Genomic DNA, 25,520 nt, shown 5'->3' with positions numbered 1-25,520 from the left:
TCAGCCGCGAGCGATCAGCGCTGCATCAGCCGCGACCTTTTCGGCCGCTTTCTCGCGGATCAGCTTTTCCAGCTCATCCACCAGATTGTCATTCGTTAACTTCTGCGACGGCTTACCGTCGATGTAAATCAGGTTCGGTGTACCGCCGGTCAAGCCCACATGGGCTTCCTTGGCTTCACCCGGGCCGTTGACCACACAACCGATCACTGCAACATCCAACGGCACCAGCAGGTCTTCGAGGCGCAACTCCAGGTCGTTCATGGTTTTTACCACGTCGAAGTTCTGCCGCGAGCAACTCGGGCAGGCAATGAAGTTGATACCGCGGGAACGCAAACGCAGGGATTTGAGAATGTCGTAGCCGACTTTCACTTCCTCTACCGGGTCTGCCGCCAACGAGATGCGGATAGTATCGCCAATCCCTTCGGCGAGCAGCATACCGAGACCCACCGCAGATTTCACTGTGCCTGAGCGCAAACCGCCAGCTTCGGTGATCCCCAGGTGCAGCGGCTGCACGATTTCCTTGGCCAGCAGGCGGTAGGCTTCCACCGCCATGAACACGTCGGAGGCCTTTACGCTGACCTTGAAGTCCTGGAAGTTCAGGCGTTCGAGGTGTTCAACATGACGCAGTGCAGACTCGACCAGCGCTGCCGGGGTCGGCTCGCCGTACTTCTTTTGCAGGTCTTTTTCCAGGGAACCGGCGTTGACGCCGATGCGGATCGGGATCCCGCGATCACGGGCAGCGTCCACCACAGCGCGCACACGGTCTTCACGACCGATGTTGCCCGGGTTGATGCGCAGGCAATCGACACCCAGCTCGGCCACGCGCAGGGCGATCTTGTAGTCGAAGTGAATGTCGGCAACCAGCGGCACCTTGACCAGCTGCTTGATGCGACCGAAAGCCTCGGCAGCGTCCATGTCCGGGACGGATACCCGAACGATGTCTACCCCGGCCGCTTCCAGGCGATTGATCTGGGCAACGGTAGCGGCAACGTCATTGGTGTCGCTGTTGGTCATGCTCTGTACCGCGATGGGGGCGTCGCCACCCACCGGCACCGAGCCGACCCAGATCTTGCGCGATACGCGACGTTTGATTGGAGATTCGCCGTGCATGACTATTGTCCCAACTTCAGGCGAGCGGTCTCGCCAGTGGTGAACGGCGCTACGTCTACAGGCTGGCCGTTGTAGGCCACTTGCGCGCCACGGGCGAAGCCCAGACGCAGCGTCAAAGGAGGCTTGCCGCCCAGGTCGAGCGTATCGCCCTTACGCTTGAGACCACTGACCAGCACTTTGCCGTTGCCATCGGTGACTTGCGTCCAGCAGTCAGCGACGAAGGTAATTTGTACACGCCCGTCACCGGCGATCAACGCAGGGGTGGTGGGTGGTGAAATCGCAGGGGCTGCCGGAGCGGTTGGCGCCGTAGTCGCTGGCGCCGGGACCGGAGCAGCCGGTGTATGAGCCTGGGCAACCGGAGCCGCGGGCGTGTGAGTTGGCGCGGTCGGTGTCACTGGGGCCGGTACGGCGGCGGTCGGGGCACTTTCCGGCTCGGACGGTTCAGCGGCGGCCGGGGTTTCGGGGGCAGCCTGGCCTTGGGCTACGGCCTGGTCTTCCGGCTCATCCAGCGGATGAATCTGGGTGGTGCCGTCGGCGCTTTCGACTTCGACGTGCTCCATGGCGTTGCTGGTCAGGTCCTTACTGCGCTGGGACGTCTGGTCTTGCCACCAGACGAAACCGCCGCCGATCACGGCGATCAGCAACAACAGGCTGACAATACGCAGGATTGTGTGGGAAACCCGCACCGGTTCTTCGATGCGACCCAGGCCATGCACGTTGCTGCCCTGGGAGTCGGTGCCGGTGAACTGGTCGAACTCCTGGACCAACACGGCCTGGTCGATGCCCAGCAACTTGGCGTAGGCGCGGATATAGCCACGGGCGAAGGTATGCCCAGGCAGCTTGTCGAATGCGCCGGCCTCAAGGTTGCCCAGGGAGGTGGTGGTCAAATTGAGCTTGAGGGCCACTTCCGCCAGCGACCAACCATTGCTTTCGCGGGCCTGACGCAAGGTGTCGCCTGGGTTTACGCGATTAGCTGCTACAACTTCCGGGTGCGCCGCTTTCATCATTGCTCCGACAGGTATTGCTGATATTCCGGCGTACCGGGATAGAGTCGTTCGAGTTGCTGGCCAAAACGTGCGGCCGTGTCGTGTTCTTCATGAACCGTCGCCAGGCGCACGCCGAGCAATAGACTACGTGCATTTTGCCCGCTGAGCAGGCTAAAACGCTCGTAATAGTCACGTGCCGGCACATAATGCCTGTCTTCGTAGGACAACTCAGCCATTTCGAGCAACGCTCGTGGCTGATGGCCGTTCAAGTGCAGGGCTTTTTCCAGCTGCTGGCGTGCGCTGTCACGCTGGCCGAGGCGCATCGAGGTCACCCCAAGGTTCTCGAACACCCGCGCGCGCTCAGGATAGAGGGTATCGGTACTGGCTTGCTGGAAATAAAGGGCGGCCTGGTCAAAACGCTTTTGCTTGAACAGGAAACTGCCGTAATTGTTCAGCAGTTTCGGATCGGCAGGCCGTGCGGCCAGGGCTTTGTTGAAATACCGGTCAGCCAGTTCAGGCTCGGCCTGGGCCTGGAACACCAGGGCCAGCGCAGCGTTGGCGTCGGCATCGTCGCTGTCCAGTTCAAGGGCTTTTTTCAACGGCACCTTGGCCTGCTCGCTCATGCCTTGGCGCAGGTAACCCAACCCCAGTTGCACATAGGCAACCCGCGCCTCGTCACGGCCCTTGCCGGTTTGCAAAGGGCTGTCATGGCCCGATGAAACACAACCGGCGGCGAGGCCGGTAACCAGCAAAAGCAGCGCAAGGCGCAAGGGCATAGAGATCCTCTCTCAGATTCGATTCACAGCAATTTGCGGCAGATCGTCGGCGGCGTTCAATTCACGCACGGCGATATAGCGCTCGCTGCGGCGGGTGCGGTCCATCACCTGCCCGACCAACTGACCACAGGCGGCGTCGATGTCTTCACCACGGGTGGTGCGCACGGTGACGTTGTAGCCGGCCTGGTGCAGTTGATCCTGGAAACGGCGAATGGCGTTGTTGCTTGGCCGCTCGTAACCAGAATGTGGGAACGGGTTAAACGGAATCAGGTTGATCTTGCACGGGGTGTTCTTGAGCAGTTCAATCATCTCGACCGCGTGTTCGACCTTGTCGTTAACATCCTTGAGCATGGTGTACTCAATGGTCAGCACACGTTTCTCGCCCAAGGTCGCCATATAACGCTGGCAGGATTCGAGCAGCATCTTAAGCGGATACTTCTTGTTGATCGGCACCAATTGGTTACGCAATGCGTCATTGGGTGCGTGCAGCGACAACGCCAGGGAGACGTCGATGTGCTTGGCCAGCTCATCGATCATCGGGACCACGCCGGAGGTCGACAGGGTCACACGGCGCTTGGAGATGCCGTAGCCCAGGTCGTCCATCATCAGGTGCATGGCTGCGATGACGTTGTCGAAGTTCAGCAGCGGCTCACCCATGCCCATCATCACCACGTTGGTGATGGCACGGTCGACGGTCGCCGGGACGCTGCCAAAGGATTTGTTGGCAATCCACACCTGGCCGATCACTTCGGCGGCGGTGAGGTTGCTATTGAAGCCTTGCTTGCCGGTGGAGCAGAAACTGCAGTCCAGGGCACAGCCTGCCTGGGACGAAACGCACAAGGTACCGCGCTTGCCCTGGGGAATGTACACGGTCTCGACGCAGCTGCCGGACGCTACGCGCACCACCCACTTACGGGTGCCGTCGCTGGAGATGTCCTCGCTGACCACTTCGGGGCCACGCACTTCAGCAATAGCCTTGAGCTTGTCGCGCAGGGCCTTGCTGACGTTCGTCATGGCGTCGAAATCGTCGACGCCAAAGTGGTGAATCCATTTCATTACCTGACCGGCACGGAAACGCTTCTCCCCGATTGAGTCGAAGAATTTTTCCATTTCCTGTTGAGTCAGACCCAGCAGGTTGGTTTTTACAGTCGATGTCGTCATGGATTCACCCTCACTCTTTAAGCCGATGCTTAGCGAGTGGTTACTTCGGTAGCTGCGAAGAAGTACGAGATTTCGCGAGCAGCAGCGGCTTCGGAGTCCGAACCGTGTACAGCGTTGGCGTCGATGGAGTCAGCGAAGTCAGCACGGATGGTGCCGGCAGCGGCTTCTTTAGGGTTGGTAGCGCCCATCAGCTCACGGTTCAGAGCGATGGCGTTTTCGCCTTCCAGAACCTGAACAACAACAGGACCGGAGATCATGAAGGCAACCAGGTCGCCGAAGAAGCCACGAGCGCTGTGCTCAGCGTAGAAGCCTTCAGCTTCAGCCTTGGACAGTTGCTTGAGTTTCGAAGCTACAACCTTCAGGCCGGCTTTTTCGAAACGAGTGGTGATCTCGCCGATGACGTTTTTTGCAACTGCGTCAGGCTTGATGATGGAGAAAGTACGTTGAACAGCCATGGTGTAACTCCAGAAACGGTAATTTACGAAAAATTAAACCCGCGAATTATACGCGGGTTCTTGGGTATTGCCTAACTGCGTAAGGGAGGCGTCAGTCCTGTTCTTCTTTCCAGGCAGTCTGGATAGCTTCCAGGACCTTTTCGCCACCGCGATCGCGCTCATCATCAAAGCCTGGCAAGGCCATGACCATGTCACGCAAAGCAACAAAATTCAGGGAATAGGGATCCATATCCGGGTTGCCGTCGGCCAACAGGATAGCGATCTCTTGCACATCAACCCATTTAAGACTCATGACACTTCCTTGAATCAGTGCGGCGCTTCGGCCGCATGGTTGAGCGAATATTTCGGAATTTCGACGGTAATGTCTTCAGTCCCGACCCTGGCCTGACAGCTTAGGCGAGAAGTGGCTTCCAGGCCCCAGGCGCGGTCAAGAAAATCTTCTTCCAACTCATCGGCCTCTTCCAGGCTATTGAAGCCTTCGCGAATGATGCAATGGCAAGTGGTGCAGGCACACACACCCCCACAGGCACTTTCGATCTCGATGTGGTTGTCATGGGCAACTTCGAGGATGGACTTGCCGGTCTCAGCCTCAACAACCATACCGTCCGGGCAATGCTCGGCGTGTGGCAGAAAAATGACCTGCGGCATTAATTATTCCTCGATTTCATTCAGGTTGCGCCCGGCCAGTGCGGCTTTTACCGTCTGATCCATGCGGCGGGCAGCAAAGGCGTCAGTGACCTGCGACAAGCGCTTGGTCTGTTGCTCGATGGCGTAACCATCGTTGCCTTTCATCAGTTCGGCCAGCTCCTGCATCTGCCGGTCGATGACCATGCGCTCTTCGGCATCCAGCAAACGCTCGCCGTCGGCATCCAGGGCGCCCTGCACCGCTTCAAGCAGGCGCTGGGCATCCACTTGTTGCTCGCGCAGTACGCGCGCGACCTTGTCGTCACCGGCGTATTGGAACGAATCCTTGAGCATCTTGGCGATTTCACCGTCAGTCAGGCCGTAGGACGGCTTGACCTGGATGCTGGCCTCCACGCCGGACGCCAGCTCGCGCGCGGCGACGCTGAGCAGGCCGTCGGCGTCGACCTGGAAGGTCACGCGAATCTTCGCCGCACCCGCGACCATGGCCGGGATGCCGCGCAATTCAAAGCGGGCCAGGGAGCGGCAGTCGCTGATCAGCTCGCGCTCACCTTGCAGCACATGAATCATCATGGCCGTCTGGCCATCTTTGTAGGTGGTGAAGTCCTGGGCGCGCGCGACGGGGATGGTGGTGTTGCGCGGAATCACCTTCTCCATCAGGCCACCCATGGTTTCCAGCCCCAGTGACAGCGGGATGACGTCGAGCAACAGCAATTCGCCGCCATCACGCTTGTTACCGGCAAGGGTATCGGCCTGGATGGCGGCGCCAATGGCGACCACCTGGTCCGGGTCGATTTCCGTCAGCGGCTGGCGACCAAAGGCTTCGGCAACGGCTTCGCGAACCCGCGGCACACGGGTTGAACCGCCGACCATGACCACGGCACCGACGTCTTCCAGCTCGATACCGGAGTCACGCACGGCTCGACGGCAGGCTTTCAGGCTACGGGCGATCATCGGTTCGATCAGCGAATCGAAGGCTTCGCGAGTCAGCTTGGCGCACCAACTGCCGTAGGAAACATCAACAGAAGCAGCGTCAGTCAGCGCCTCCTTGGCAGCACAGGCCGTTTGCAGCAAGTTACGCTGCTCGCCCGGATCCAGGTCAGCGGACAAGCCGGCGCTGCTGATGATCCAACCCGCGATGGCGTGGTCGAAGTCATCGCCACCCAGGGCTGTGTCGCCACCGGTAGCCAGTACTTCGAACACGCCGCCAGTCAGGCGCAGGATCGAAATATCAAAAGTGCCACCACCCAGGTCGTAAATAGCGACCAGGCCTTCGGCATGCTGGTCCAGGCCATAGGCCACGGCCGCAGCGGTAGGCTCGTTGAGCAGGCGCAACACGTTCAGGCCGGCGAGTTTCGCCGCGTCCTTGGTGGCCTGGCGCTGGGCATCATCGAAATACGCCGGGACGGTGATCACCGCGCCGACCAGTTCGCCACCCAACGTGGTTTCCGCGCGCTGGCGCAGCACCTTGAGGATATCCGCCGACACTTCCACCGGGCTTTTCGGGCCCTGGACGGTGTCGATGAACGGCATATGGGATTCGCCACCGACAAAGCGGTACGGCAGCTGGTCGCCCAATTGCTTGACGTCGGACAGACCACGGCCCATCAAGCGCTTGACCGACAGCACGGTGTTCAAAGGATCGGTAGACGCCGCCAACCTGGCTGACTCACCGACTTCGGTGCGATCAGCGTGATAACGCACGGCGGACGGCAGGATCACCTGGCCATCGGCATCGGGCAGCGGCTCGGACAGGCCGCTGCGCAAGGCAGCAACCAGGGAATTGGTGGTGCCCAGGTCAATCCCCACCGCCAGGCGACGCTGGTGCGGTTGAGGGCTTTGGCCGGGTTCGGCGATTTGCAGTAGAGCCATGGTAATCAGGTCTTATCTGTCTATCAGGCGCGCATCACGGGCAGCACACTGGGTTAATCGTCGAGGCGCTCTTCCAGCTGGCGCACTTCGTAGGTGAGCTTGTCGAGGAACTGCATGCGCCGCATCAGGCGCTCGGCCTGTTCACGTTGCGCTGCATCATCCCAACAGGCTGCGAAGCTTTCGTTGAGTTCATCCTGGGCAACTTTCAGACGACGCTTGAAGACCGCGACACCCGCCACATCGGCTTCGTCCTGCAGGTCTTCGAGTTCTTCACGCCATTGCATCTGCTGCATCAGGAAGTCCGGGTCGTGCACGGTCACTTCCAGCGGCAACTCGCCACCGTTCATCGCGAGCAGGTAACGCGCGCGTTTAGGAGGGCTCTTGAGCGTCTGATAGGCTTCGTTGAGGCTGGCCGATTGCTCCAGCGCCAGGCGCTGCTCACGCTCGGAAGCGTCAGCGAAGCGGTCCGGATGCACCCCACGCGCCAATTCTCGGTAGCGCGTGGCAAGCTGCTCGAGGTCCAGCCGAAAACTCGGCTGCAGCTCGAATAAAGCGAAATGACAAGGAGTACCCACGAATAGCCTCAGATGTTGAAGCTTTCGCCGCAGCCACATTCACCGCGCACGTTGGGGTTGTTGAACTTAAAGCCTTCGTTCAACCCTTCCTTGACGAAATCGAGTTCGGTGCCGTCCAGGTAGGTCAGGCTTTTAGGGTCGATGATCACTTTCTCGCCGTGACTTTCGAACACCTGGTCCTCATCGACCACCTCGTCGACGAACTCCAGCACATAGGCAAGGCCGGAGCAGCCCGTGGTGCGAACACCCAGACGAATCCCCTCACCTTTACCGCGCCCATCCAGGGAGCGTCGCACGTGCCGCGCAGCCGCTTCTGTCATGCTGATAGCCATCGTTGACTCCTTACTCGTCGCCAAATGCTTAGATCAAGCCTTTCTTCTGCTTGTAGTCGCGAACGGCCGCCTTGATGGCGTCTTCAGCGAGCACGGAGCAGTGGATTTTCACTGGCGGCAGGGCCAGTTCTTCGGCCAGCTGGGTGTTGCTGATAGTCACAGCCTCATCCAGGGTCTTGCCTTTCATCCATTCGGTCGCCAGGGAGCTGGAGGCGATCGCCGAACCGCAACCGTAAGTCTTGAACTTGGCGTCTTCGATAACGCCAGCGTCGTTGACCTTGATCTGCAGGCGCATCACATCGCCGCACGCCGGAGCGCCGACCATGCCGGTGCCGACATCAGGATCTTCCGCGTTCATCTTGCCGACGTTGCGCGGGTTTTCGTAGTGGTCGATGACCTTTTCGCTGTAAGCCATGGTACTGAATCCTCACTCATCAGGGCCGCTCTGGAACCCTGTAGAAACGCCTGCGTTTTCCGCCACGTTCCTACAGAGCTTGGGTGGCGGCTTCTATAGTTAGTGTGCCGCCCACTCGATCTTGGAAATATCGACACCGTCTTTGTACATGTCCCACAGCGGCGACAGGACGCGCAGCTTGTTGACGGCTTCGCAGACCTTCTGCGCGGCGTAGTCGACTTGCTCTTCGGTGGTGAAGCGGCCGAACGTAAAGCGGATCGAGCTGTGTGCCAGTTCGTCGTTGCGGCCCAGGGCGCGCAATACGTACGAAGGCTCAAGCGAAGCCGAGGTGCAGGCCGAACCGGACGAAACCGCCAGGTCCTTGAGCGCCATGATCAGCGACTCGCCTTCGACATAGTTGAAGCTCAAATTCAGGTTGTGCGGTACACGGGCAGTCATGCTGCCGTTGATGTACAGCTCTTCAAGGTTCTCGACCTGCTTGTAGAAGCGATCGCTCAGGGCCTTGATACGTACGTTTTCGGCAGCCATGTCTTCCTTGGCTACGCGGAAGGCTTCGCCCATGCCGACGATCTGGTGGGTCGCCAGGGTGCCCGAACGCATGCCGCGCTCGTGACCGCCGCCGTGCATGGTGGCTTCGATGCGCACGCGTGGCTTGCGGCTCACGTACAGGGCGCCGATGCCTTTGGGGCCATAGGTCTTGTGGGCCGAGAACGACATCAGGTCGACTTTCAGCTTGGACAGGTCGATGTCGACCTTGCCGGTGGACTGGGCAGCGTCGACGTGCAGCAGGACGCCCTTGGAGCGAGTCAGCTCGCCGATGGCCGCGATGTCGTTGATGGTACCGATTTCGTTATTCACGTGGATCACGGAAACCAGGATGGTGTCTTCACGCAGCGCGGCTTCGATCATCGCCGGGGTGACGATACCGTCGGTGGTTGGCTCGAGGTAAGTAACCTCGAAACCTTCACGCTCCAGTTGGCGCATGGTGTCGAGGACAGCCTTGTGCTCGATCTTGGTGGTGATCAGGTGCTTGCCTTTGGTCGCGTAGAAATGCGCCGCGCCCTTGATAGCCAGGTTGTCGGACTCGGTGGCACCGGAGGTCCAGACGATTTCACGCGGGTCTGCGCCAACCAGGTCAGCAACCTGGCGACGAGCGTTCTCGACCGCTTCCTCGGCTTTCCAGCCGAAAACGTGGGAACGAGAGGCCGGGTTGCCGAAGTTTCCGTCGACCAGCAGGCATTCGCTCATCTTTTGCGCGACACGCGGATCAACCGGGGTGGTCGCTGAATAATCAAGGTAAATCGGCAATTTCATGGACTTTCTCCTAAATCAGGCTGGCTGGCGTGCCGTTAGCTCTTCGGCTGTCACTCGACGGCGGACGCTTCGATCTTGTCCAGACGCGGCGCCTTGGTGTTGCAACGGCGCTGGTCCTGACGCTGGGCTACTTCTTGCACCTCACGGCGAGTCACAAGATCAGCCAAGCTGATACCACTCAAAAACTCATGGATCTGCAGGCTCAAGTCACACCACAAGTGGTGCGTCAGGCAGGTGTCGCCGGCGTGGCAGTCACCCAGGCCCTGGCACTTGGTCGCGTCGACGGACTCGTTGACCGCGTCGATCACCTGGGCCACCTGGATGCCCTGCATGTCGCGGGACAGCTGATAACCGCCGCCCGGCCCACGCACACTGGAGACCAGATTGCTGCGGCGCAGCTTGGCGAACAGCTGCTCAAGGTAGGACAGGGAAATGCCTTGGCGCTCGGAGATATCGGCCAGGGACACCGGCCCAGTTTGCGCGTGCAAGGCCAAGTCAAGCATGGCGGTCACCGCGTATCGGCCTTTTGTAGTCAGTCTCATGGACAAGTACCAAGGTGTTTCAGAATGGGAGCAAGTATGCGATTCCCGAGTATTTAAGTCAACTATAAGACCTAGTACTTTAGTCAGGATTACCCGTAAAAAGGGCGCGCGAATCATAGCAGGATGGGGCAGGGACGAACAGCGGCAGCGGGGCGATGGTTCGATATCGAGACGAATGGAGATCAAATGTGGGAGGGGGCTTGCCCCCGATAGCGGTGGATCAGTCAATATATTAGGTGACTGACAGATGGCCATCGGGGCAAGCCCCCCCCCTCCCACACGGGCCTAGCAGCAAATGTGAAATCTCAGCCAGCCTTGGTGGCGGGTTCACTCTTGATCTCGGCGAAGTCCTCTTCGCGCAGCTCAGGCAGGTCTTTCGCACAGTAGCTGCTGCCCAACTCCTTCAGCGCGCCGCACATACCGTCCAGCTTGCCGTCCACCGCTTGCAGGTGGTCAAGCAACTGGCCGATGGCGCGCGCCACCGGGTCGGGCATGTCTTCGCTGACACCGTAGGCATCGAAACCGATTTTCTCGGCCATGGCCTTGCGCTTGGCCTCCTGCTCATCGCCCACGTCCGGCTTGACGATGATCCGCCCCGGAATCCCCACTACAGTGGCGCCGGCCGGCACGGCCTTGGTCACCACGGCGTTGGAGCCGACCTTGGCGCCAGCGCCTACGGTGAACGGACCAAGCACCTTGGCACCCGCGCCCACCACCACGCCATCCTCCAGCGTCGGGTGGCGCTTACCCTTGTTCCAACTGGTGCCGCCCAATGTCACGCCCTGGTAGAGGGTCACGTCGTCACCAATCTCGGCAGTCTCGCCAATGACGATGCCCATACCGTGATCGATAAAGAAGCGACGTCCCACCTTGGCACCTGGGTGAATCTCGATCCCCGTCAACCAGCGGCCGAAGTTCGACACCAGCCGCGCCAGCCATTTCCAGCCTATATTCCACAAGGCACCGGACAGCCGATGAATCCAGATCGCGTGCATGCCCGGGTAGCAGGTCAGCACTTCAAAGGCGTTGCGCGCCGCCGGATCACGATGGAAAACACTCTGGATATCTTCTCGCAAACGCTCGAACATTTTTAATCCTTCCGCTTAAGAAGCTCGCCACGGGCCGCTTTCTGGGTTTCCGTGAGAATGCCACGCAATATATTCATTTCCGCCCGGCTGACCGAGCTGCGCCCGTACAGGCGGCGCAGGCGCGCCATCAAGTGTCGAGGCTTTTCCGGATCGAGGAATTCGATGGCCACCAGGGTTTGCTCCAGGTGCTCATAGAACCGCTCCAGCTCGTCCATGGTGGCCAGCTCGCCACTCTTGGTCGACGCAACTTCATCCTTCTCTACCTTGCTCGGCTGGCCTTCAGCGGCCAGCCAGGCCATGCGCACTTCGTAACTCAACACCTGCACCGCTGCCCCGAGGTTCAGCGAACTGAACCCAGGATCTGATGGAATGTGCACGTGATAATGACATCGTTGCAGCTCTTCATTGGTGAGGCCGGAGTCTTCACGGCCGAATACCAGGGCGATTTCAGCACCGCCGGCCGCCTCTTCCACCACCTTGGTACCGCACTCACGCGGATCCAGCAGCGGCCAGGGGATGCGGCGGTCACGGGCACTGGTGCCAAGCACCAGGTTGCAGCCGACCAAGGCGTCTTCCAGAGTGGCGACCACCTGGGCTTTTTCCAGGATGTCATTGGCGCCGGATGCGCGGGCATCGGCCTCGTGGTGCGGGAACACGCGCGGCTCGACCAGCACCAGGCGCGTCAGCCCCATGTTTTTCATGGCTCGCGCCACCCCGCCGATATTGCCGGGATGACTGGTATTGACCAAGACGACACGAATGTTTTGCAGCAAGGTAGGCGCTCTCGGACACGGGAAAGGGGAGCAAATCTTACAGAACAGCCTAAGGTTATGCCATGAAAGCTAACGTCGTCCTTCACCTGAAGAAAGTTTCTGCTAGAATGCTCGGCTTTCTTTAACAACCTTAGGTGACACATCCATGCAGCCCATGCTGAATATCGCGCTGCGCGCCGCCCGCAGCGCCAGTGAATTGATCTTCCGCTCCATCGAGCGCCTGGATACCATCAAGGTCGACGAAAAAGACGCCAAGGATTATGTGTCCGAGGTGGATCGCGCCGCTGAACAGAAGATCATCGACGCGCTGCGCAAGGCCTACCCTACCCACGGCATCCTCGGCGAGGAAACCGGCCTGCACAAAGGCAGCGGCGAAGGCGAAGACTACCTGTGGATCATCGACCCACTGGATGGCACCACCAACTTCCTGCGCGGCATCCCGCACTTTGCCGTCAGCATTGCCTGCAAATACCGTGGCCGCCTGGAACACGCTGTAGTACTCGATCCTGTTCGCCAGGAAGAATTCACCGCCAGCCGTGGCCGTGGCGCCCAACTGAACGGTCGTCGCCTGCGCGTCAGCGGTCGCACCAGCCTGGACGGCGCCCTGCTGGGTACCGGCTTCCCGTTCCGTGACGACCAGATGGACAACCTGGAAAACTACCTGGGCATGTTCCGCGCCCTGGTTGGCCAGACTGCCGGCATCCGTCGCGCTGGCGCGGCCAGCCTGGACCTGGCCTATGTGGCTGCCGGTCGTTTTGATGCGTTCTGGGAGTCGGGCCTGTCCGAATGGGACATGGCTGCAGGCGCCCTGCTGATCCAAGAGGCCGGCGGCCTGGTGAGCGACTTCACCGGCGGTCATGACTTCCTGGAAAAAGGCCACGTCGTTGCCGGCAACACCAAATGCTTCAAGGCCGTACTGACGGCGATCCAGCCGCACCTGCCGGCTTCGCTGAAGCGCTAAGCGAGCGAGCAAAAAAAAAAGCACCCTGCGGGGTGCTTTTTTTATGCCAGGGATTTGCTTGATGTGAGCTTAAATACCAACAACACCACAAATCAAATACAAGAGAAGACTTACTGCTGGTTCTGGCCCAGGACGAGACGCCCTTCCTTGTCGACTGGAATCTGGCCGCCCGGATCACGATCCATGCGCACCGAACCTTCCTTGCCATCCAAGGTGTAACGCACGTCATAGCCGACGACCTTGTCACTGATGTCGTTGACGGTGTTACAGCGAGTCTGGGTGGTGGTATAGGTATCGCGGTTCTGCATGCCTTCCTGAACCTTGTTACCGGCGTAACCACCACCGACCGCACCGGCCACAGTGGCCAGCTTTTTGCCGTTACCGCCACCGACCTGGTTACCCAACAGGCCACCGGCCAGTGCACCTACCACGGTACCGACGATCTGATGTTGATCCTGCACCGGCTTCTGCCGGGTCACTGCGACGTCCTTGCAGACTTCACGAGGTGTTTTAATCTGGGTTTTCACCGGCTGCACCGCCAGCACTTGCGCATACTCAGGGCCGCTTTTTACCAGGCTGTAGGTGGCAACAGCACCCCCGGCAGTTACACCGACAGCACCCAATACCGCACCAACCAGTAACGACTTGTTCACGTTGAACCTCCTGACCATCACAAACGGACCGAAAGATCCGCGCTATACCCAGCCTTGGAGCAAAAAAAAAGGCACGAGTTCAATACTCGTGCCCTTTTTGTAACAGCAGATCAACAAGCGCCCATCAAGGACGATCGTCGACCTCTTTGCCAGTGGCGGCAGGAGGGATCAGGTCTTCGCTGTTGAGGTTCAGCCAGATCAGCACCACGTTGGCGATGTAGATCGACGAGTAGGTGCCCGCCAGGACGCCGATGAACAGCGCCAGGGAGAAGCCCCACAGGTTGTCGCCGCCGAAGATCATCAGTGCCGCGATCGCCAGCAAGGTGGAGATCGACGTCGCCATGGTCCGCAGCAGGGTCTGGGTGGTGGAGATGTTGATGTTCTCGATCAGCGATGCCTTGCGCAGTACGCGGAAGTTCTCACGAACCCGGTCGAATACCACGATGGTGTCATTGAGGGAGTAACCAATGATCGCCAGTACGGCCGCCAGCACGGTCAGGTCGAAGGTGATCTGGAAGTACGCCAGGATACCCACGGTCACGATCACGTCGTGGATCAGCGACACAATGGCGCCGACACCGAACTTCCACTGAAAGCGGAAAGCCAGGTAGATCATGATGCCGACCAGCGCCATCAGCATGCCGAGGCCGCCCTGGTCGCGCAGCTCTTCACCCACTTGCGGGCCCACGAACTCGACGCGCTTGACCGACGCCGGGTTGTCGCCACCCACCTTCTGCAAGGCCTCGGCTACCTGGTGACCCAGTTGCGGGTCTTCGCCAGGCATGCGCACCAGCAGGTCGGTGGTCGCACCGAAGCTCTGCACGATGGCTTCGTGATAGCCGGCCTTGACCAGCTCACTGCGCACCAGGGTGACGTCGGCAGGCTTCTCGTAGGTCAGCTCGATGAGCGTACCGCCGGTGAAGTCCAGACCGTAGTTCAGGCCCTTATGGAACCAGCTGAACAACGCCAGAACGGTAAGGAGCACGGTGACGCCGAACGCAATGTTGCGAACGCCCATGAAGTTGATTGTACGTAACATGGCAGCCCCTTAAATCCACAACTTCTTGAAGTCACGCCCGCCAAAGATCAGGTTGACCATTGCGCGGGTCACCATGATGGCCGTGAACATCGAGGTAAAGATACCGAGGGACATGGTTACCGCAAAACCCTTGACCGGGCCGGTGCCCATGGCAAAGAGGATCCCGCCGACCAGCAATGTGGTCAGGTTGGAGTCGAGAATCGCGGTAAATGCCCGGCCGAAGCCTTCGTTGATTGCACGCTGTACGGTCATGCCGGCGGCGATCTCTTCACGAATCCGCGAGAAGATCAGCACGTTGGCGTCTACCGCCATACCCATGGTGAGTACGATACCGGCGATACCTGGCAGGGTCAGCGTGGCGCCCAGCAGCGACATCAGGGCCAGCAGCATCACCATGTTGCCCGCCAGGGCCACGGTGGCAATGATGCCGAAGAAGCGGTAGATGGCGATGATGAACAGCGACACGAACAGCATGCCCCACAAGGCCGCGTCGATACCCTTGGTGATGTTGTCGGCACCCAGGCTCGGGCCGATGGTACGTTCTTCAGCGAAATACATCGGCGCAGCCAGGCCGCCGGCACGCAGCAACAGGGCCAGCTCCGAGGATTCGCCCTGGCCGTTCAGGCCGGTGATGCGGAATTGAGCACCCAGCGGCGACTGGATGGTCGCCAGGCTGATGATCTTCTTCTCTTCCTTGAAGGTCTGCACCGGTACGTCTTTCTCGACGCCGTTGACCATTTGCTTGGTGTAGGTGGTCACCGGGCGCTGCTCGATGAAGATCACCGCCATGCTGCGACCCACGTTGCTGCGCGTGGCGCGGCTCATCAGTTCGCCGCCGTGGCCATCCAGGCGGATGTTCACTTCAGGGGTACCGTGCTCGCCGAAACCGGCCTTGGCGTCGGTCACCTGGTCACCGGTGATGATCAAGCCACGCTCGATCAGCGCCGGAGGACGATTGCCTTCACGGAACTCGAACTCTTCGGAAGTTGCGCGGGAAGCACCCGGCTCAGCCGCAAGACGGAACTCCAGGTTGGCGGTTTTACCCAGGATACGCTTGGCTTCAGCGGTGTCCTGCACGCCCGGCAGCTCAACCACGATGCGGTTGGCGCCCTGACGCTGAACAATCGGCTCGGCCACACCCAGCTCGTTGACGCGGTTACGTACCGTGGTCAAGTTCTGCTTGATGGAGTATTCGCGGATTTCCGCGATCTTGGCCGGGCTCATCGCCAGACGCAGCACCGCCTGACCATTCAGGTCGGCCGGTACGATGTCGAAATCGTTGAAGTTCTTGCGGATCAGCGCACGGGCCTGTTCACGGGAAGCTTCGTCAGAGAAGCCCAGCTGGATGGCACCGTTGAGCTGCGGCAGGCTGCGATAACGCAGCTTCTCTTTGCGCAGCAGGCTCTTCACGTCGCCTTCATAGACCTTCAGGCGTGCGTCGAGGGCTTTGTCCATGTCGACTTCCAGCAGGAAGTGCACACCGCCGGACAAGTCCAGACCCAGCTTCATCGGGTGCGCGCCAATGCTGCGCAACCACTGCGGGGTGGTCTGTGCCAGGTTCAGCGCAACGACGTAGTCGTCACCCATGGCCTTGCGTACGACATCTTTTGCCGGCAATTGGTCTTCTTGCTTGGTCAGGCGCAACAACCCGCCCTTCGCACCAGCTGCCAATGTTGCCGCTTTAACCTGGATACCCGCGTCGGCCAGTGCCTTGCTCGCGCGTTCCAGGTCAGCCTGGTTGACCTGCAGCGAAGTGCTGGCGCCAGTGATCTGGATCGCCGGGTCATCAGGGTAAAGATTGGGAGCGGAATAAATAAAACCGATCGCCAGCACCGCCAGGATCAGTACGTATTTCCACAGAGGGTATTTGTTCAGCATCACGCCGCCCGCTTATAACGCGGGGCGCCTTGCGCGCCCCGTCGATTGGTAAAGGTTGGAACTTAGATCGCTTTGAGCGTGCCTTTTGGCAGCGTGGCGGCGATGGCGCCCTTCTGGAACTTCATTTCCACGGTGTCGGAGACTTCCAGAACCACGAAAGCATCGGAAACCTTGGTGATCTTGCCCGCGATACCGCCGGTGGTCACGACTTCGTCGCCTTTCTGCAGGCTGCCCAGCAGGTTCTTCTGCTCTTTGGCACGCTTGGCCTGTGGACGCCAGATCATCAGGTAGAAGATGACCAGGAAGCCGACCAGGAAAATCCACTCGAAACCACCGCCCATAGGGCCGGCAGCAGCAGGCGCAGCGGCGTCAGCCATGGCGTTAGAGATAAAAAAGCTCATTTAGCACTCCAGTTGCAAATAGTGAATCTTAGGGTCGGAAAACTCAGTCCAAGGGCGGCACAGGGAGCCCGCGCTTGGCATAGAAGGCATCGACGAAGGCGGCCAATGTACCCTGTTGAATAGCCTCGCGCAAACCAGCCATCAGGACTTGGTAGTGACGCAAATTGTGGATGGTATTCAACATGCTACCCAGCATTTCCCCGCATTTGTCCAGATGGTGCAGATAAGCACGGGAGAAGTTCTGGCAGGTGTAGCAATCACAGGTGGGATCCAGCGGCGAATCATCATGGCGATGGAACGCGTTACGGATCTTGAGCACGCCTGTGTCGATGAACAGATGCCCATTGCGGGCATTACGGGTTGGCATCACGCAATCGAACATGTCCACACCGCGGCGCACACCCTCTACGAGATCTTCGGGTTTGCCAACGCCCATAAGGTAACGAGGTTTGTCAGCGGGCATCAGGCCTGGCAGGTAGTCCAGTACCTTGATCATCTCGTGCTTGGGTTCGCCCACCGACAGACCGCCGATGGCCAGGCCGTCAAAACCGATCTTGTCGAGGCCTTCCAGCGAGCGCTTGCGCAAGCTTTCATGCATGCCGCCCTGGACGATACCGAACAGCGCCGCGGTGTTGTCGCCATGGGCATTCTTCGAACGCTGGGCCCAACGCAGGGACAGCTCCATGGAAATCCGCGCGACGTCTTCATCGGCCGGGTACGGCGTGCACTCGTCGAAAATCATCACGATGTCCGAGCCCAGGTCGCGTTGCACCTGCATGGACTCTTCCGGCCCCATGAATACCTTAGAACCGTCCACCGGAGAGGCGAAGGTCACGCCCTCCTCCTTGATCTTGCGCATGGCACCCAGGCTGAACACCTGGAAGCCACCCGAGTCCGTGAGGATCGGGCCCTGCCACTTCATGAAGTCATGCAGGTCGCCATGCTTCTTGATCACTTCAGTGCCTGGACGCAGCCACAGGTGGAAGGTGTTGCCGAGGATGATCTCGGCGCCGGTGGCGACGATGTCACGCGGCAGCATGCCTTTGACGGTGCCGTAGGTGCCCACGGGCATGAATGCCGGGGTCTCTACCGTACCGCGCGGAAACGTCAGACGGCCGCGACGGGCCTTGCCGTCGGTGGCGAGCAATTCAAACGACATACGACTCATAGTTGTTCCTCTGGGCCGCGCGGCGCCGGATTACGGGTGATAAACATCGCATCACCGTAGCTGAAAAAACGGTATCCATTGTCGATGGCTGCTTTATACGCCGCCATTGTTTCGGGATAACCCGCGAAGGCCGACACCAGCATCAACAGCGTGGATTCCGGCAAATGGAAGTTGGTCACCAGGCAGTCGACCACATGGAACGGCCGGCCTGGGTAAATAAAGATATCGGTGTCGCCACTGAACGGTTTGAGCACGCCATCACGCGCCGCGCTCTCAAGGGAGCGCACGCTGGTGGTGCCCACCGCAACCACCCGCCCGCCGCGCGCCTTGCAGGCGCTAACCGCGTCCACGACGTCCTGGCTGACTTCCAGCCATTCGCTGTGCATATGGTGGTCTTCGATGTTATCCACACGCACCGGCTGAAACGTGCCGGCCCCCACGTGCAGGGTCACATAGGCTGTCTCGACGCCCTTGGCGGCTATCGCATCCAGCAGCAACTGGTCAAAATGCAGCCCGGCAGTCGGCGCGGCAACCGCACCGAGGCGCTGGGAATAGACCGTTTGATAGCGCTCACGGTCCGAGTCTTCGTCGGGGCGGTCGATATAAGGAGGCAACGGCATATGGCCGACACGCTCCAGCAACGGCAAAACCTCTTCTGCGAACCGGAGTTCGAACAGCGCATCATGACGCGCCACCATCTCGGCTTCACCACCACCCTCGATAAGGATGTTCGAACCCGATTTCGGCGACTTGCTGGAGCGTACATGGGCCAGCACACGATGGCTGTCCAACACCCGTTCCACCAGAATTTCCAGCTTGCCGCCGGATGCTTTCTGGCCAAACAGCCGTGCCGGGATAACCCGGGTATTGTTGAACACCATCAGATCGCCCGGATGCAAATGCTCAAGCAAATCAGTGAATTGACGGTGTGCGAGGGTACCGCTGACCCCGTCCAGGGTCAGCAGTCGACTGGCGCGACGCTCGGCCAAAGGGTGGCGAGCAATCAGCGAATCCGGGAGTTCAAAAGTAAAGTCAGCAACGCGCATGATGGGGTTCGTCTAGCAGGGCCGGGAAGTCTAGCGGAAATAGTGAAAATAGACCATGAAACGTGATTGACCAACGGTAATCTCATCTCTATACTTCGCCGCCATTGAGCCCTGATGGCGGAATTGGTAGACGCGGCGGATTCAAAATCCGTTTTCGAAAGGAGTGGGAGTTCGAGTCTCCCTCGGGGCACCATTTGCAGTACATAGACGACTACCAGCGTCTACGTAACACCCCTAGAGCCCGCTAACTGCGGGCTTTTTGGTCTCTGGGGTTCCACCCCCATCTCTTGCAAGCCAGCCTCTTTTTGGTACATTTTCTGTACATATTCCAGTTCGAGAACCGGAGGTGTACAGCGATGCCATTGACCGCCTTGCAAATCAAAGCGTCCAAGCCTGCCGACAGACCGTTCACGTTGAGTGATAGTTCGGGTCTTGCCTTGCTGGTGAAACCCAACGGCAGCAAGTATTGGCACTTCCGGTACACCTATCAGGGGCGGGCGGCGCGCATGTCACTGGGTGTGTATCCGCATATCTCCTTGCAGGAAGCCCGTGAACGAGCTGCAGAATGCCGCAACCTACTCAAGCAAGGCACCAACCCCGGCGCCAAACGCCGCGATGACAAACTGCGACAGCAGGAGGCCGGGCTCAACACCTTCAGGCGAGCCGCGGAGTACTGGTACCAATTCAAATCGGACTCCGGCCGCAGCAGCGCGACGCTGAAGAAGATCCGCGACTATCTCGATAAGGATCTACTGCCTGCTCTCGGCGAGAAGCAACTGGAGCTCATCACGCGAAGCGACTGCGCAAAACTGCAGGCCTGCATCGAAAAACGAGGCGCCTTCAATGTTGCGGACAAGACCCGGACCTGGCTGAAACAGATTTTCAGTCAAGCCATTGCACGCGGCCTGTGCGAACACAATCCAGCCTCCGAACTCCATGCCATTGCGATAGCCCCACCGCCCACTCAACACTACCCACATCTGCACGAACACGAACTACCTGAGTTTCTCCGGGCCTTAAGCAAGACCACCAGCCGGCTACCAGCGAGGATTGCATCATGGATGACAATTCTGACAGCGAGCCGCCCCGGCATGGTTCGCTACGCAAAATGGGAGGAAATCGATTTTGAGGAAGGGATATGGACCATCCCGGCCGCCCGCATGAAGATGCGCAGAGACTACGTCAGCCCTCTACCTCATCAGTTGATCGCCATGCTTACCAAACTGAACCAAAGCACTGGCCGCAGTCGGTATCTATTCCCAGGCAATGGTGAAAAGCAGCCAGTCATCAGTGAAAACACGATCAACCTGGTGTTCGCCAAGATCGGCTATAAAGGACGACTCGTCAGCCATGGCACTCGTCATACCGCAAGCACGCTGCTGCGCGAACATGGCTGGCTGAAGGACCATGTCGAAAGCCAGCTGGCTCACGTCGAGGGCGGCATCTCTGGCGAGTACAATCAAGCCCTATACCTGCCGCAACGTCGGATCATGATGCAGTGGTATGCAGACTATCTCGACGCCCTCAAAGAAGGCATTACAGCCAACCTTCGCGATCAATTTGATACTCGCGTTAATCAGTTCCTCGCACGCCCTTCTGCACCGCCTCTAACAGCATCCCATGCACACAAAGATGATCACCTCCAAAAGTTGCCTATCGAGACAGACTCAACGGCGACTCAGTGATCACGTGACGCCTCACCAGTTCGACCCGGTCGACGACAACATCATCGCCTTGCAAAACTACCGTGGCGCATTCCAACACTGGTAAGTCGGTGAGATCTCCACAGCCCAGCCTTCCACGCGGGTCCATCCAAACAGGGCTGCAAAGCCGCCCTGCTTGGATGGACCTCACTTAAAAAATCTAAAGCCCATACAGCTGTCTGTGGAAAACTACTGATTTCCACCGGTGGATAATTTCACCCACCGCCGCAGAACTCCGGATAATTCGAGCCTTGACCCGAATTATCCACAGGCGTAAAAAAGATCGGGCAAAGCGCTGTCGTTGACAGCAACTCAGGTAGCCAGAACCTTTAAGGCTACGCCACACCGTGGTGGTTCTCCCAAAGTGCGATGAGCGTCCGGCGGCTCGCACAGTCACAGCGATGTGATGGATGCCTACTTCTACCAGAGTGCCCACTGCGGCAACTCACACCCCTTCGTAGCTGCCCTGCAGCAACCTATCCGCTTGGCCATTTCATTGCGCCAACCTGCGCCCGTCTCTTTCTTCCGGAAAGAGACGGGCGCTCCTACCGCTGCTGCAGCCCATCCCGTACAAGGCTTTGCGGCATTTCCCCTCGTGACAATCGGCGTGACAAACACCGAAGTCACCAGCAACGGCGATGCAGATGATGGTGCCGCAGCCTACGGAATGGACTGCACCTGACTGACAGTCAGGCATGCCCCGGTCATCGCTTCACTGCCTTCACCTGACTCAGGATCTCGCGGCACTGGTCTCGTCAGCCAGTGCAGCCTCCACCCGCCCACCGGTAACGGTGTTCAGGAGGCCAGATCATGAGATGCCCAAGCTCCCGGTCGTAAAGAGCCGACAGTCCCGCGTTAGTGGACAACCCTCACAGGTCGCAGGGGCCTTGATCCCTGATAACACTCAACATTCTTGGCGGGATGACGTGGGGAAAAGCTTCAACGTTTTGACTTCGAGAGGAGTTTGATCATGGCGCTGGTCGGTAAACGGGATGGGCGCAATTTTGGCTATGGCAGGCAATTGAGCTACGCCGGGCCGCAGGCGTTGAAAGACATGTTCGGCGGTGGGCATTACGGCACGGTCAAGGCGCACAGTGATCGCTGGCAGGCGTTTGTACGCTGGTGTCGGTCGGAGGATGGACCAGGGTTTAACGATGCGCGACAAATTGATCGGCAGACCTTGCTGGACTACGCCGGGTATCTGCGCCAGCAAGTTGAACAAGGTGAGCTCGCTATCGCGACTGCGCAAAACCGATTATCCAGTGTGAATCGGACCATGGCCGCGCTGAGAGGTGATCAGTATGTGAAGGTGTCGAGTCCGAGCAAGGCTTTAGGACTGCAGCGCACAACCGTCCGCACAGCAACCCCGCAAGGCCAGGATCGTGAACAGGTGAAGCGGATCGTCGAGGCGCTCTGCGAATACCAACTGCCGCGCGCGGCTGCCATCGTGCAGCTGGCCCGAGCCACAGGCATGCGCTTACGCGAGGCCATTTTGGCCGACCTACCACGCCTAAAAAGTGAGGCCGAACAGTACGGCAAGTTCAACATCCAGGATGGCACCAAAGGTGGCCGTTCAGGTGCCTCGGCACCTCGCTGGATTACGGCAGATGATCATATTCGTGACGCACTGAGGTTTGCCGAACAGATCTCGCCCGACGGTAGTCGCAACCTGCTTGCACCGAACGAAAGCTACCTCGATTTCCAACAGCGAATCGTGCGACCCGCACGGGACATCCTCCATAAGCACAACCTCAAAGGCTTCCACGAATTGCGGGCGGCCTATGCTTGCGAGCGCTATGAGCAAATCACCCATCATCCCGCGCCCGTCAACGGTGGCCGTTGCTATCAGCTCGACCGACGGCTAGATAAGGATGCACGAGTGCAAATCAGCGATGAACTCGGGCACGGTCGTATCGATGTGGTATCGGCTTACATTGGTGGTCGAGCATGAGTGAGCCATTCGATATGGAGTTGTTCCTGGCGGGCGTCTTGACCGGGTCACACACCACACGCCAACGCCACCTGCGTCAGGCGAAGACTATCCAAACAGCGATCGCTGAGCGCTGGCAATGCGACAATCCATGGACTTGGCAGAGGAAACACCTTGCATGGTTTTTGAATCACCATCTAAACCAGCGCACTGAATCGACGCGCTATTACTATTTGCTGACCATGCAATTACTCACTCATCGTCTAGGAAAATCCTGGCAGTTCACCCCCTAAGCGAAGGTCAGAAAACGGCCATGAGCAGACGGTGGACGGAGCGATCAGCAAATGAGCAGCTATGCTTGGATGGTTGTTGGAGCTGATCGGGCTTTCCGTCCATGGTGCATAACTACCATCTGTGGTCACTCAACTGTCTCGATGCCCGAATTAGTCAGGGATAGATGAGGGAGCAAAGAATGTTATCCACCAAGCTCGTGAGGGCGCTATCACCCCACTGTGGGTCTTTTCTGAGTTAGGCTTCCTTGTCGCAGAACGAGGAAAGTCGCTTTACTTTTGGCAAACACTATTACAGATGGAGCAACAAGATGAGTAGAACACCTAATGATGACCGTAGTGATAGCATGAACCCAAACAATGATGCTTATGACTCAAGCATGGATAATCACTCCAATCAGCTCAATCCAAACAATGACGCTTATCAAGGAAACAATGATGATGACGAGATGGATCAAGGTGATTGCTTTGAACATGGCGAGTAACTAAGTTTAATTTTTGCGGTTATCTCGCTCAATACCAGCAGCCTAACAAGGCGCTGAAGCCGCCCATTTCAATCGCTGGGACGGCGTGTCGCCGCCCCTTAGCCAAAACGTTATGAATGTCTGCAAAGGGTCGTGAACGCACAACCACAAACAACTCAGCTTGACCGGGAAGCCCGTGATACCTTCCGAGGCTCATTCATGACACGGAGGTCGCCATGCGCACTCTTTATATCCCTATCATCTTGGCGGCAACTTTTTTGGCATCTGGCTGCAGCATCAAGCAAACCGTGACGCCTGCTGAGCTGTCTTCCGAGATGACGCCAGAAATCTGTCTGATCCCCGCCGAAGGACTGCGAGAAGGATTCAACACTGCCTATGAAAACCTGCTCAAAAACAAAGGATTCCATACGCGTCAGCTTCCGCCAGGCAGCAGTCCGTCCAGCTGTCCTCTTTCAACGACTTATATCGGTACCTGGTCGTGGGACTTAGCTATTTACATGAGCCATGCAGATATCCGCGTTTATCAGTACGGCCAGCAGGTGGGCCAAGCTGAATATGACTCGCGTTGGGGTGGCGGTCGGGTCATTGATAAATTCATTAATGCTGAGAAAAAAATCACAGAGCTGACCAATCAGCTGTTTCCAAACGGTGCCGCAGGCTTGAAGGGAGTTAAGGAGTCAAATTCCGGGACCGGTGCCGCATTCATGACTAAAGACGCGTACCAACAGCGACAGCTCAAACAGCTTGAACAACAGGGCCTCCCCTATGATGAGTACCAGAAGCGCTACAAGCTGATCATGGCTGAGTAGGCTCCGTACCGGTCCTGACAGGCAGTTGAGGGTCGACTGCGGCCCTTCGTGACTGGCAGCAATCGACTGTGGATGCACCATCCTCCCGGCGTCCTTCCGACCATGCGCAACTCCCTACCGAGGTCAGTAATCCCCCTGCTACGCTGAAAATTTCACGGAGGATTGCACAATGCCAAACTCAGACTTACTCCCTTCCCTGCTATTTAAGATCAACGAAAACCAGCTCGCCCTGGAGGCCGCCATCATGGAGCTTTCGAACTGGGTAGAGATGCGCGGATCGGCGGACGTCGCCGACAATGTTCGGGGCGCCCTGGACACGATCGATCGAAACGAGGAGTTCATCAAGATAACGCTTGCTGTACTCATGACGCCCGACTAATCGCGAAAGTTCGCCATGTGTCGGTTCGGCATTTTTTGGTAGACCAGGGAGTCTATCCGTAACCAGTTTTTTGTAGATATCATTCACAGCTCGTCGGAAATTGGATGGAGAAATCCTATCAAGCTTCCATCCACACCAGTCCTTACTGGAGGCAGGTAGGATGTACACTTCACGGTACAACGTGGAAGTGTACACATGCAAAAAACTATGTTAATTATACAGTTATGCTATTATTCGAGTCTCCCTCGGGGCACCATCTTAAAGAAAGACCTTGAATTTCAAGGTCTTTTTTTTCGTCTGCAGAAAAGCGCCCTGAGGCCGCGACAACCCCAGAGAGCGAGATAGTGCGACTCCCCCTCAACCCCCATCATAAAGTCCAGCAGGCCCACTCACAGGCCTTGCGAGGACACTAAAGCGACCCTTGGTTACTCCTGGACCTACCCAAAGTACTGCTAGCACTTCGAGCGGAGATCCTGTTTCCTTTAATGGGCATGGACTTTAGCACTGAAGGCCCGTCCCGAGGCGCCTCTTCGCACTTTTCGAGCGCCCAAAACAAAACCCCATCTGCTTTCGCAAATGGGGTTTCGGAATTTAATCTTGACGATGACCTACTCTCACATGGGGAAACCCCACACTACCATCGGCGATGCATCGTTTCACTGCTGAGTTCGGGATGGGATCAGGTGGTTCCAATGCTCTATGGTCGTCAAGAAATTCGGGTACTGAGTCGTGGCCAG

At 58.4% G+C, this 25,520-nt stretch carries 28 protein-coding genes, 1 tRNA gene and 1 rRNA gene; 8 read left to right on the top strand and 22 right to left on the bottom strand.

All coding sequences use genetic code 11. The features are described 5' to 3' along the window. The 15 genes from ispG to trmJ all read right to left on the bottom strand — a co-directional run bounded on the left by ispG (nt 1) and on the right by trmJ (nt 12,041). Nucleotides 1-1,110 (bottom strand): flavodoxin-dependent (E)-4-hydroxy-3-methylbut-2-enyl-diphosphate synthase, encoded by a 1,110-nt coding sequence (gene ispG / locus B9N88_RS18075; protein ID WP_003175952.1) that lies wholly within the window; start codon nt 1,108-1,110, stop codon nt 1-3. 2 nt (nt 1,111-1,112) lie between these two features. Continuing rightward, nucleotides 1,113-2,114: a RodZ domain-containing protein gene (locus B9N88_RS18070; protein ID WP_027605418.1), complete on the bottom strand. Its 1,002-nt coding sequence runs from the start codon at nt 2,112-2,114 to the stop codon at nt 1,113-1,115. Continuing rightward, the gene (gene pilW / locus B9N88_RS18065) at nt 2,114-2,872 is read right to left on the bottom strand and encodes a type IV pilus biogenesis/stability protein PilW (protein ID WP_027605417.1); all 759 of its coding nucleotides are present in this window, start codon (nt 2,870-2,872) and stop codon (nt 2,114-2,116) included. Before pilW ends, B9N88_RS18070 begins: the two co-directional genes overlap by 1 nt. Before the next feature lie 12 nt (nt 2,873-2,884). Further along, nucleotides 2,885-4,033, bottom strand: coding sequence for a dual-specificity RNA methyltransferase RlmN (rlmN, locus tag B9N88_RS18060; protein WP_027605416.1), 1,149 nt, complete (start codon nt 4,031-4,033; stop codon nt 2,885-2,887). A 29-nt stretch (nt 4,034-4,062) separates the two neighbouring features. Next, nucleotides 4,063-4,488 carry a nucleoside-diphosphate kinase gene (gene ndk / locus B9N88_RS18055; protein WP_017846179.1) on the bottom strand — a complete coding sequence of 142 codons (426 nt, stop codon included), beginning with the start codon at nt 4,486-4,488 and terminating at the stop codon, nt 4,063-4,065. Between the two features lie 91 nt (nt 4,489-4,579). After that, nucleotides 4,580-4,780 (bottom strand): Fe-S cluster assembly protein IscX, encoded by a 201-nt coding sequence (gene iscX, locus B9N88_RS18050; protein ID WP_017846180.1) that lies wholly within the window; start codon nt 4,778-4,780, stop codon nt 4,580-4,582. Nucleotides 4,781-4,794: 14 nt separating this feature from the next. Further along, nucleotides 4,795-5,136 carry an ISC system 2Fe-2S type ferredoxin gene (gene fdx / locus B9N88_RS18045; protein ID WP_027605415.1) on the bottom strand — a complete coding sequence of 114 codons (342 nt, stop codon included), beginning with the start codon at nt 5,134-5,136 and terminating at the stop codon, nt 4,795-4,797. A gap of 3 nt (nt 5,137-5,139) precedes the next feature. Continuing rightward, a complete protein-coding gene (hscA, locus tag B9N88_RS18040; RefSeq protein WP_027605414.1) occupies nt 5,140-7,002 on the bottom strand; it encodes a Fe-S protein assembly chaperone HscA in 1,863 nt (620 codons plus the stop codon). A gap of 53 nt (nt 7,003-7,055) precedes the next feature. Continuing rightward, nucleotides 7,056-7,577, bottom strand: coding sequence for a co-chaperone HscB (gene hscB / locus B9N88_RS18035; RefSeq protein WP_027605413.1), 522 nt, complete (start codon nt 7,575-7,577; stop codon nt 7,056-7,058). A gap of 8 nt (nt 7,578-7,585) precedes the next feature. Then, nucleotides 7,586-7,909 carry an iron-sulfur cluster assembly protein IscA gene (gene iscA, locus B9N88_RS18030; protein WP_024077295.1) on the bottom strand — a complete coding sequence of 108 codons (324 nt, stop codon included), beginning with the start codon at nt 7,907-7,909 and terminating at the stop codon, nt 7,586-7,588. Nucleotides 7,910-7,937: 28 nt separating this feature from the next. After that, nucleotides 7,938-8,324 (bottom strand): Fe-S cluster assembly scaffold IscU, encoded by a 387-nt coding sequence (gene iscU, locus B9N88_RS18025; RefSeq protein WP_003175965.1) that lies wholly within the window; start codon nt 8,322-8,324, stop codon nt 7,938-7,940. Between the two features lie 99 nt (nt 8,325-8,423). Further along, entirely contained in the window at nt 8,424-9,638 is a 1,215-nt protein-coding gene (locus B9N88_RS18020; protein WP_027605412.1) for an IscS subfamily cysteine desulfurase, read from the bottom strand. Between the two features lie 50 nt (nt 9,639-9,688). Further along, a complete protein-coding gene (gene iscR, locus B9N88_RS18015) occupies nt 9,689-10,180 on the bottom strand; it encodes a Fe-S cluster assembly transcriptional regulator IscR (RefSeq protein WP_003194020.1) in 492 nt (163 codons plus the stop codon). 305 nt (nt 10,181-10,485) lie between these two features. Continuing rightward, on the bottom strand, nt 10,486-11,268 hold the full coding sequence (gene cysE / locus B9N88_RS18010) for a serine O-acetyltransferase (protein ID WP_027605411.1): 783 nt from the start codon (nt 11,266-11,268) through the stop codon (nt 10,486-10,488). Nucleotides 11,269-11,270: 2 nt separating this feature from the next. Then, nucleotides 11,271-12,041, bottom strand: coding sequence for a tRNA (cytosine(32)/uridine(32)-2'-O)-methyltransferase TrmJ (gene trmJ, locus B9N88_RS18005; protein WP_027605410.1), 771 nt, complete (start codon nt 12,039-12,041; stop codon nt 11,271-11,273). A gap of 145 nt (nt 12,042-12,186) precedes the next feature. On the opposite strand from trmJ, the gene suhB reads away from it, so the two are divergent. Then, nucleotides 12,187-13,002, top strand: a complete 816-nt coding sequence (gene suhB, locus B9N88_RS18000) for a type III secretion system regulator SuhB (protein ID WP_003175971.1) — start codon at nt 12,187-12,189, stop codon at nt 13,000-13,002. A 110-nt stretch (nt 13,003-13,112) separates the two neighbouring features. Here suhB and B9N88_RS17995 read toward each other — a convergent pair whose 3' ends face one another. The 6 genes from B9N88_RS17995 to queA form a co-directional block, all read right to left on the bottom strand. Continuing rightward, nucleotides 13,113-13,655, bottom strand: coding sequence for a glycine zipper 2TM domain-containing protein (locus B9N88_RS17995; RefSeq protein WP_015885750.1), 543 nt, complete (start codon nt 13,653-13,655; stop codon nt 13,113-13,115). Nucleotides 13,656-13,779: 124 nt separating this feature from the next. Beyond that, nucleotides 13,780-14,694 (bottom strand): protein translocase subunit SecF, encoded by a 915-nt coding sequence (gene secF / locus B9N88_RS17990; RefSeq protein ID WP_027605409.1) that lies wholly within the window; start codon nt 14,692-14,694, stop codon nt 13,780-13,782. Between the two features lie 9 nt (nt 14,695-14,703). After that, nucleotides 14,704-16,572, bottom strand: a complete 1,869-nt coding sequence (gene secD, locus B9N88_RS17985) for a protein translocase subunit SecD (RefSeq protein ID WP_027605408.1) — start codon at nt 16,570-16,572, stop codon at nt 14,704-14,706. 62 nt (nt 16,573-16,634) lie between these two features. Further along, nucleotides 16,635-16,973, bottom strand: a complete 339-nt coding sequence (gene yajC / locus B9N88_RS17980; protein WP_003175975.1) for a preprotein translocase subunit YajC — start codon at nt 16,971-16,973, stop codon at nt 16,635-16,637. Nucleotides 16,974-17,016: 43 nt separating this feature from the next. Further along, nucleotides 17,017-18,132, bottom strand: a complete 1,116-nt coding sequence (gene tgt, locus B9N88_RS17975) for a tRNA guanosine(34) transglycosylase Tgt (protein WP_003175976.1) — start codon at nt 18,130-18,132, stop codon at nt 17,017-17,019. 5 nt (nt 18,133-18,137) lie between these two features. Next, nucleotides 18,138-19,187, bottom strand: coding sequence for a tRNA preQ1(34) S-adenosylmethionine ribosyltransferase-isomerase QueA (gene queA / locus B9N88_RS17970; RefSeq protein ID WP_027605407.1), 1,050 nt, complete (start codon nt 19,185-19,187; stop codon nt 18,138-18,140). A 108-nt stretch (nt 19,188-19,295) separates the two neighbouring features. Between queA and B9N88_RS17965 the strand changes: the two genes are divergently transcribed. From B9N88_RS17965 to B9N88_RS17935, 7 genes are all read left to right on the top strand, one after another. Beyond that, nucleotides 19,296-19,380: transfer RNA gene (locus tag B9N88_RS17965), tRNA-Leu, on the top strand. Nucleotides 19,381-19,543: 163 nt separating this feature from the next. Beyond that, entirely contained in the window at nt 19,544-20,872 is a 1,329-nt protein-coding gene (locus B9N88_RS17960; RefSeq protein ID WP_027605406.1) for a tyrosine-type recombinase/integrase, read from the top strand. Nucleotides 20,873-21,860: 988 nt separating this feature from the next. After that, a complete protein-coding gene (locus tag B9N88_RS17950) occupies nt 21,861-22,841 on the top strand; it encodes an integrase domain-containing protein (RefSeq protein WP_027605404.1) in 981 nt (326 codons plus the stop codon). Next, nucleotides 22,838-23,113, top strand: a complete 276-nt coding sequence (locus tag B9N88_RS17945) for a hypothetical protein (protein WP_027605403.1) — start codon at nt 22,838-22,840, stop codon at nt 23,111-23,113. Before B9N88_RS17950 ends, B9N88_RS17945 begins: the two co-directional genes overlap by 4 nt. Nucleotides 23,114-23,421: 308 nt before the next feature. Continuing rightward, nucleotides 23,422-23,595, top strand: coding sequence for a hypothetical protein (locus B9N88_RS32670; RefSeq protein ID WP_177327728.1), 174 nt, complete (start codon nt 23,422-23,424; stop codon nt 23,593-23,595). A 215-nt stretch (nt 23,596-23,810) separates the two neighbouring features. Next, nucleotides 23,811-24,404, top strand: coding sequence for an Sbal_3080 family lipoprotein (locus B9N88_RS17940; protein ID WP_027605402.1), 594 nt, complete (start codon nt 23,811-23,813; stop codon nt 24,402-24,404). Nucleotides 24,405-24,573: 169 nt separating this feature from the next. After that, complete coding sequence (locus tag B9N88_RS17935; protein WP_027605401.1) at nt 24,574-24,783, top strand: hypothetical protein; 210 nt, start codon at nt 24,574-24,576, stop codon at nt 24,781-24,783. Between the two features lie 595 nt (nt 24,784-25,378). On the opposite strand, the gene rrf is transcribed toward B9N88_RS17935, so the two are convergent. Continuing rightward, a 5S ribosomal RNA gene (gene rrf / locus B9N88_RS17930) occupies nt 25,379-25,494 on the bottom strand. Between the last annotated feature and the right edge of the window lie 26 nt (nt 25,495-25,520).

This window comes from Pseudomonas sp. LAMO17WK12:I1 (assembly GCF_900177315.1).
GTDB classification, from domain to species: domain Bacteria; phylum Pseudomonadota; class Gammaproteobacteria; order Pseudomonadales; family Pseudomonadaceae; genus Aquipseudomonas; species Aquipseudomonas marginalis.
The sequence above is the reverse complement of the archived record's forward strand: the minus strand, read 5'-3'. Positions and strand labels throughout refer to the sequence as shown.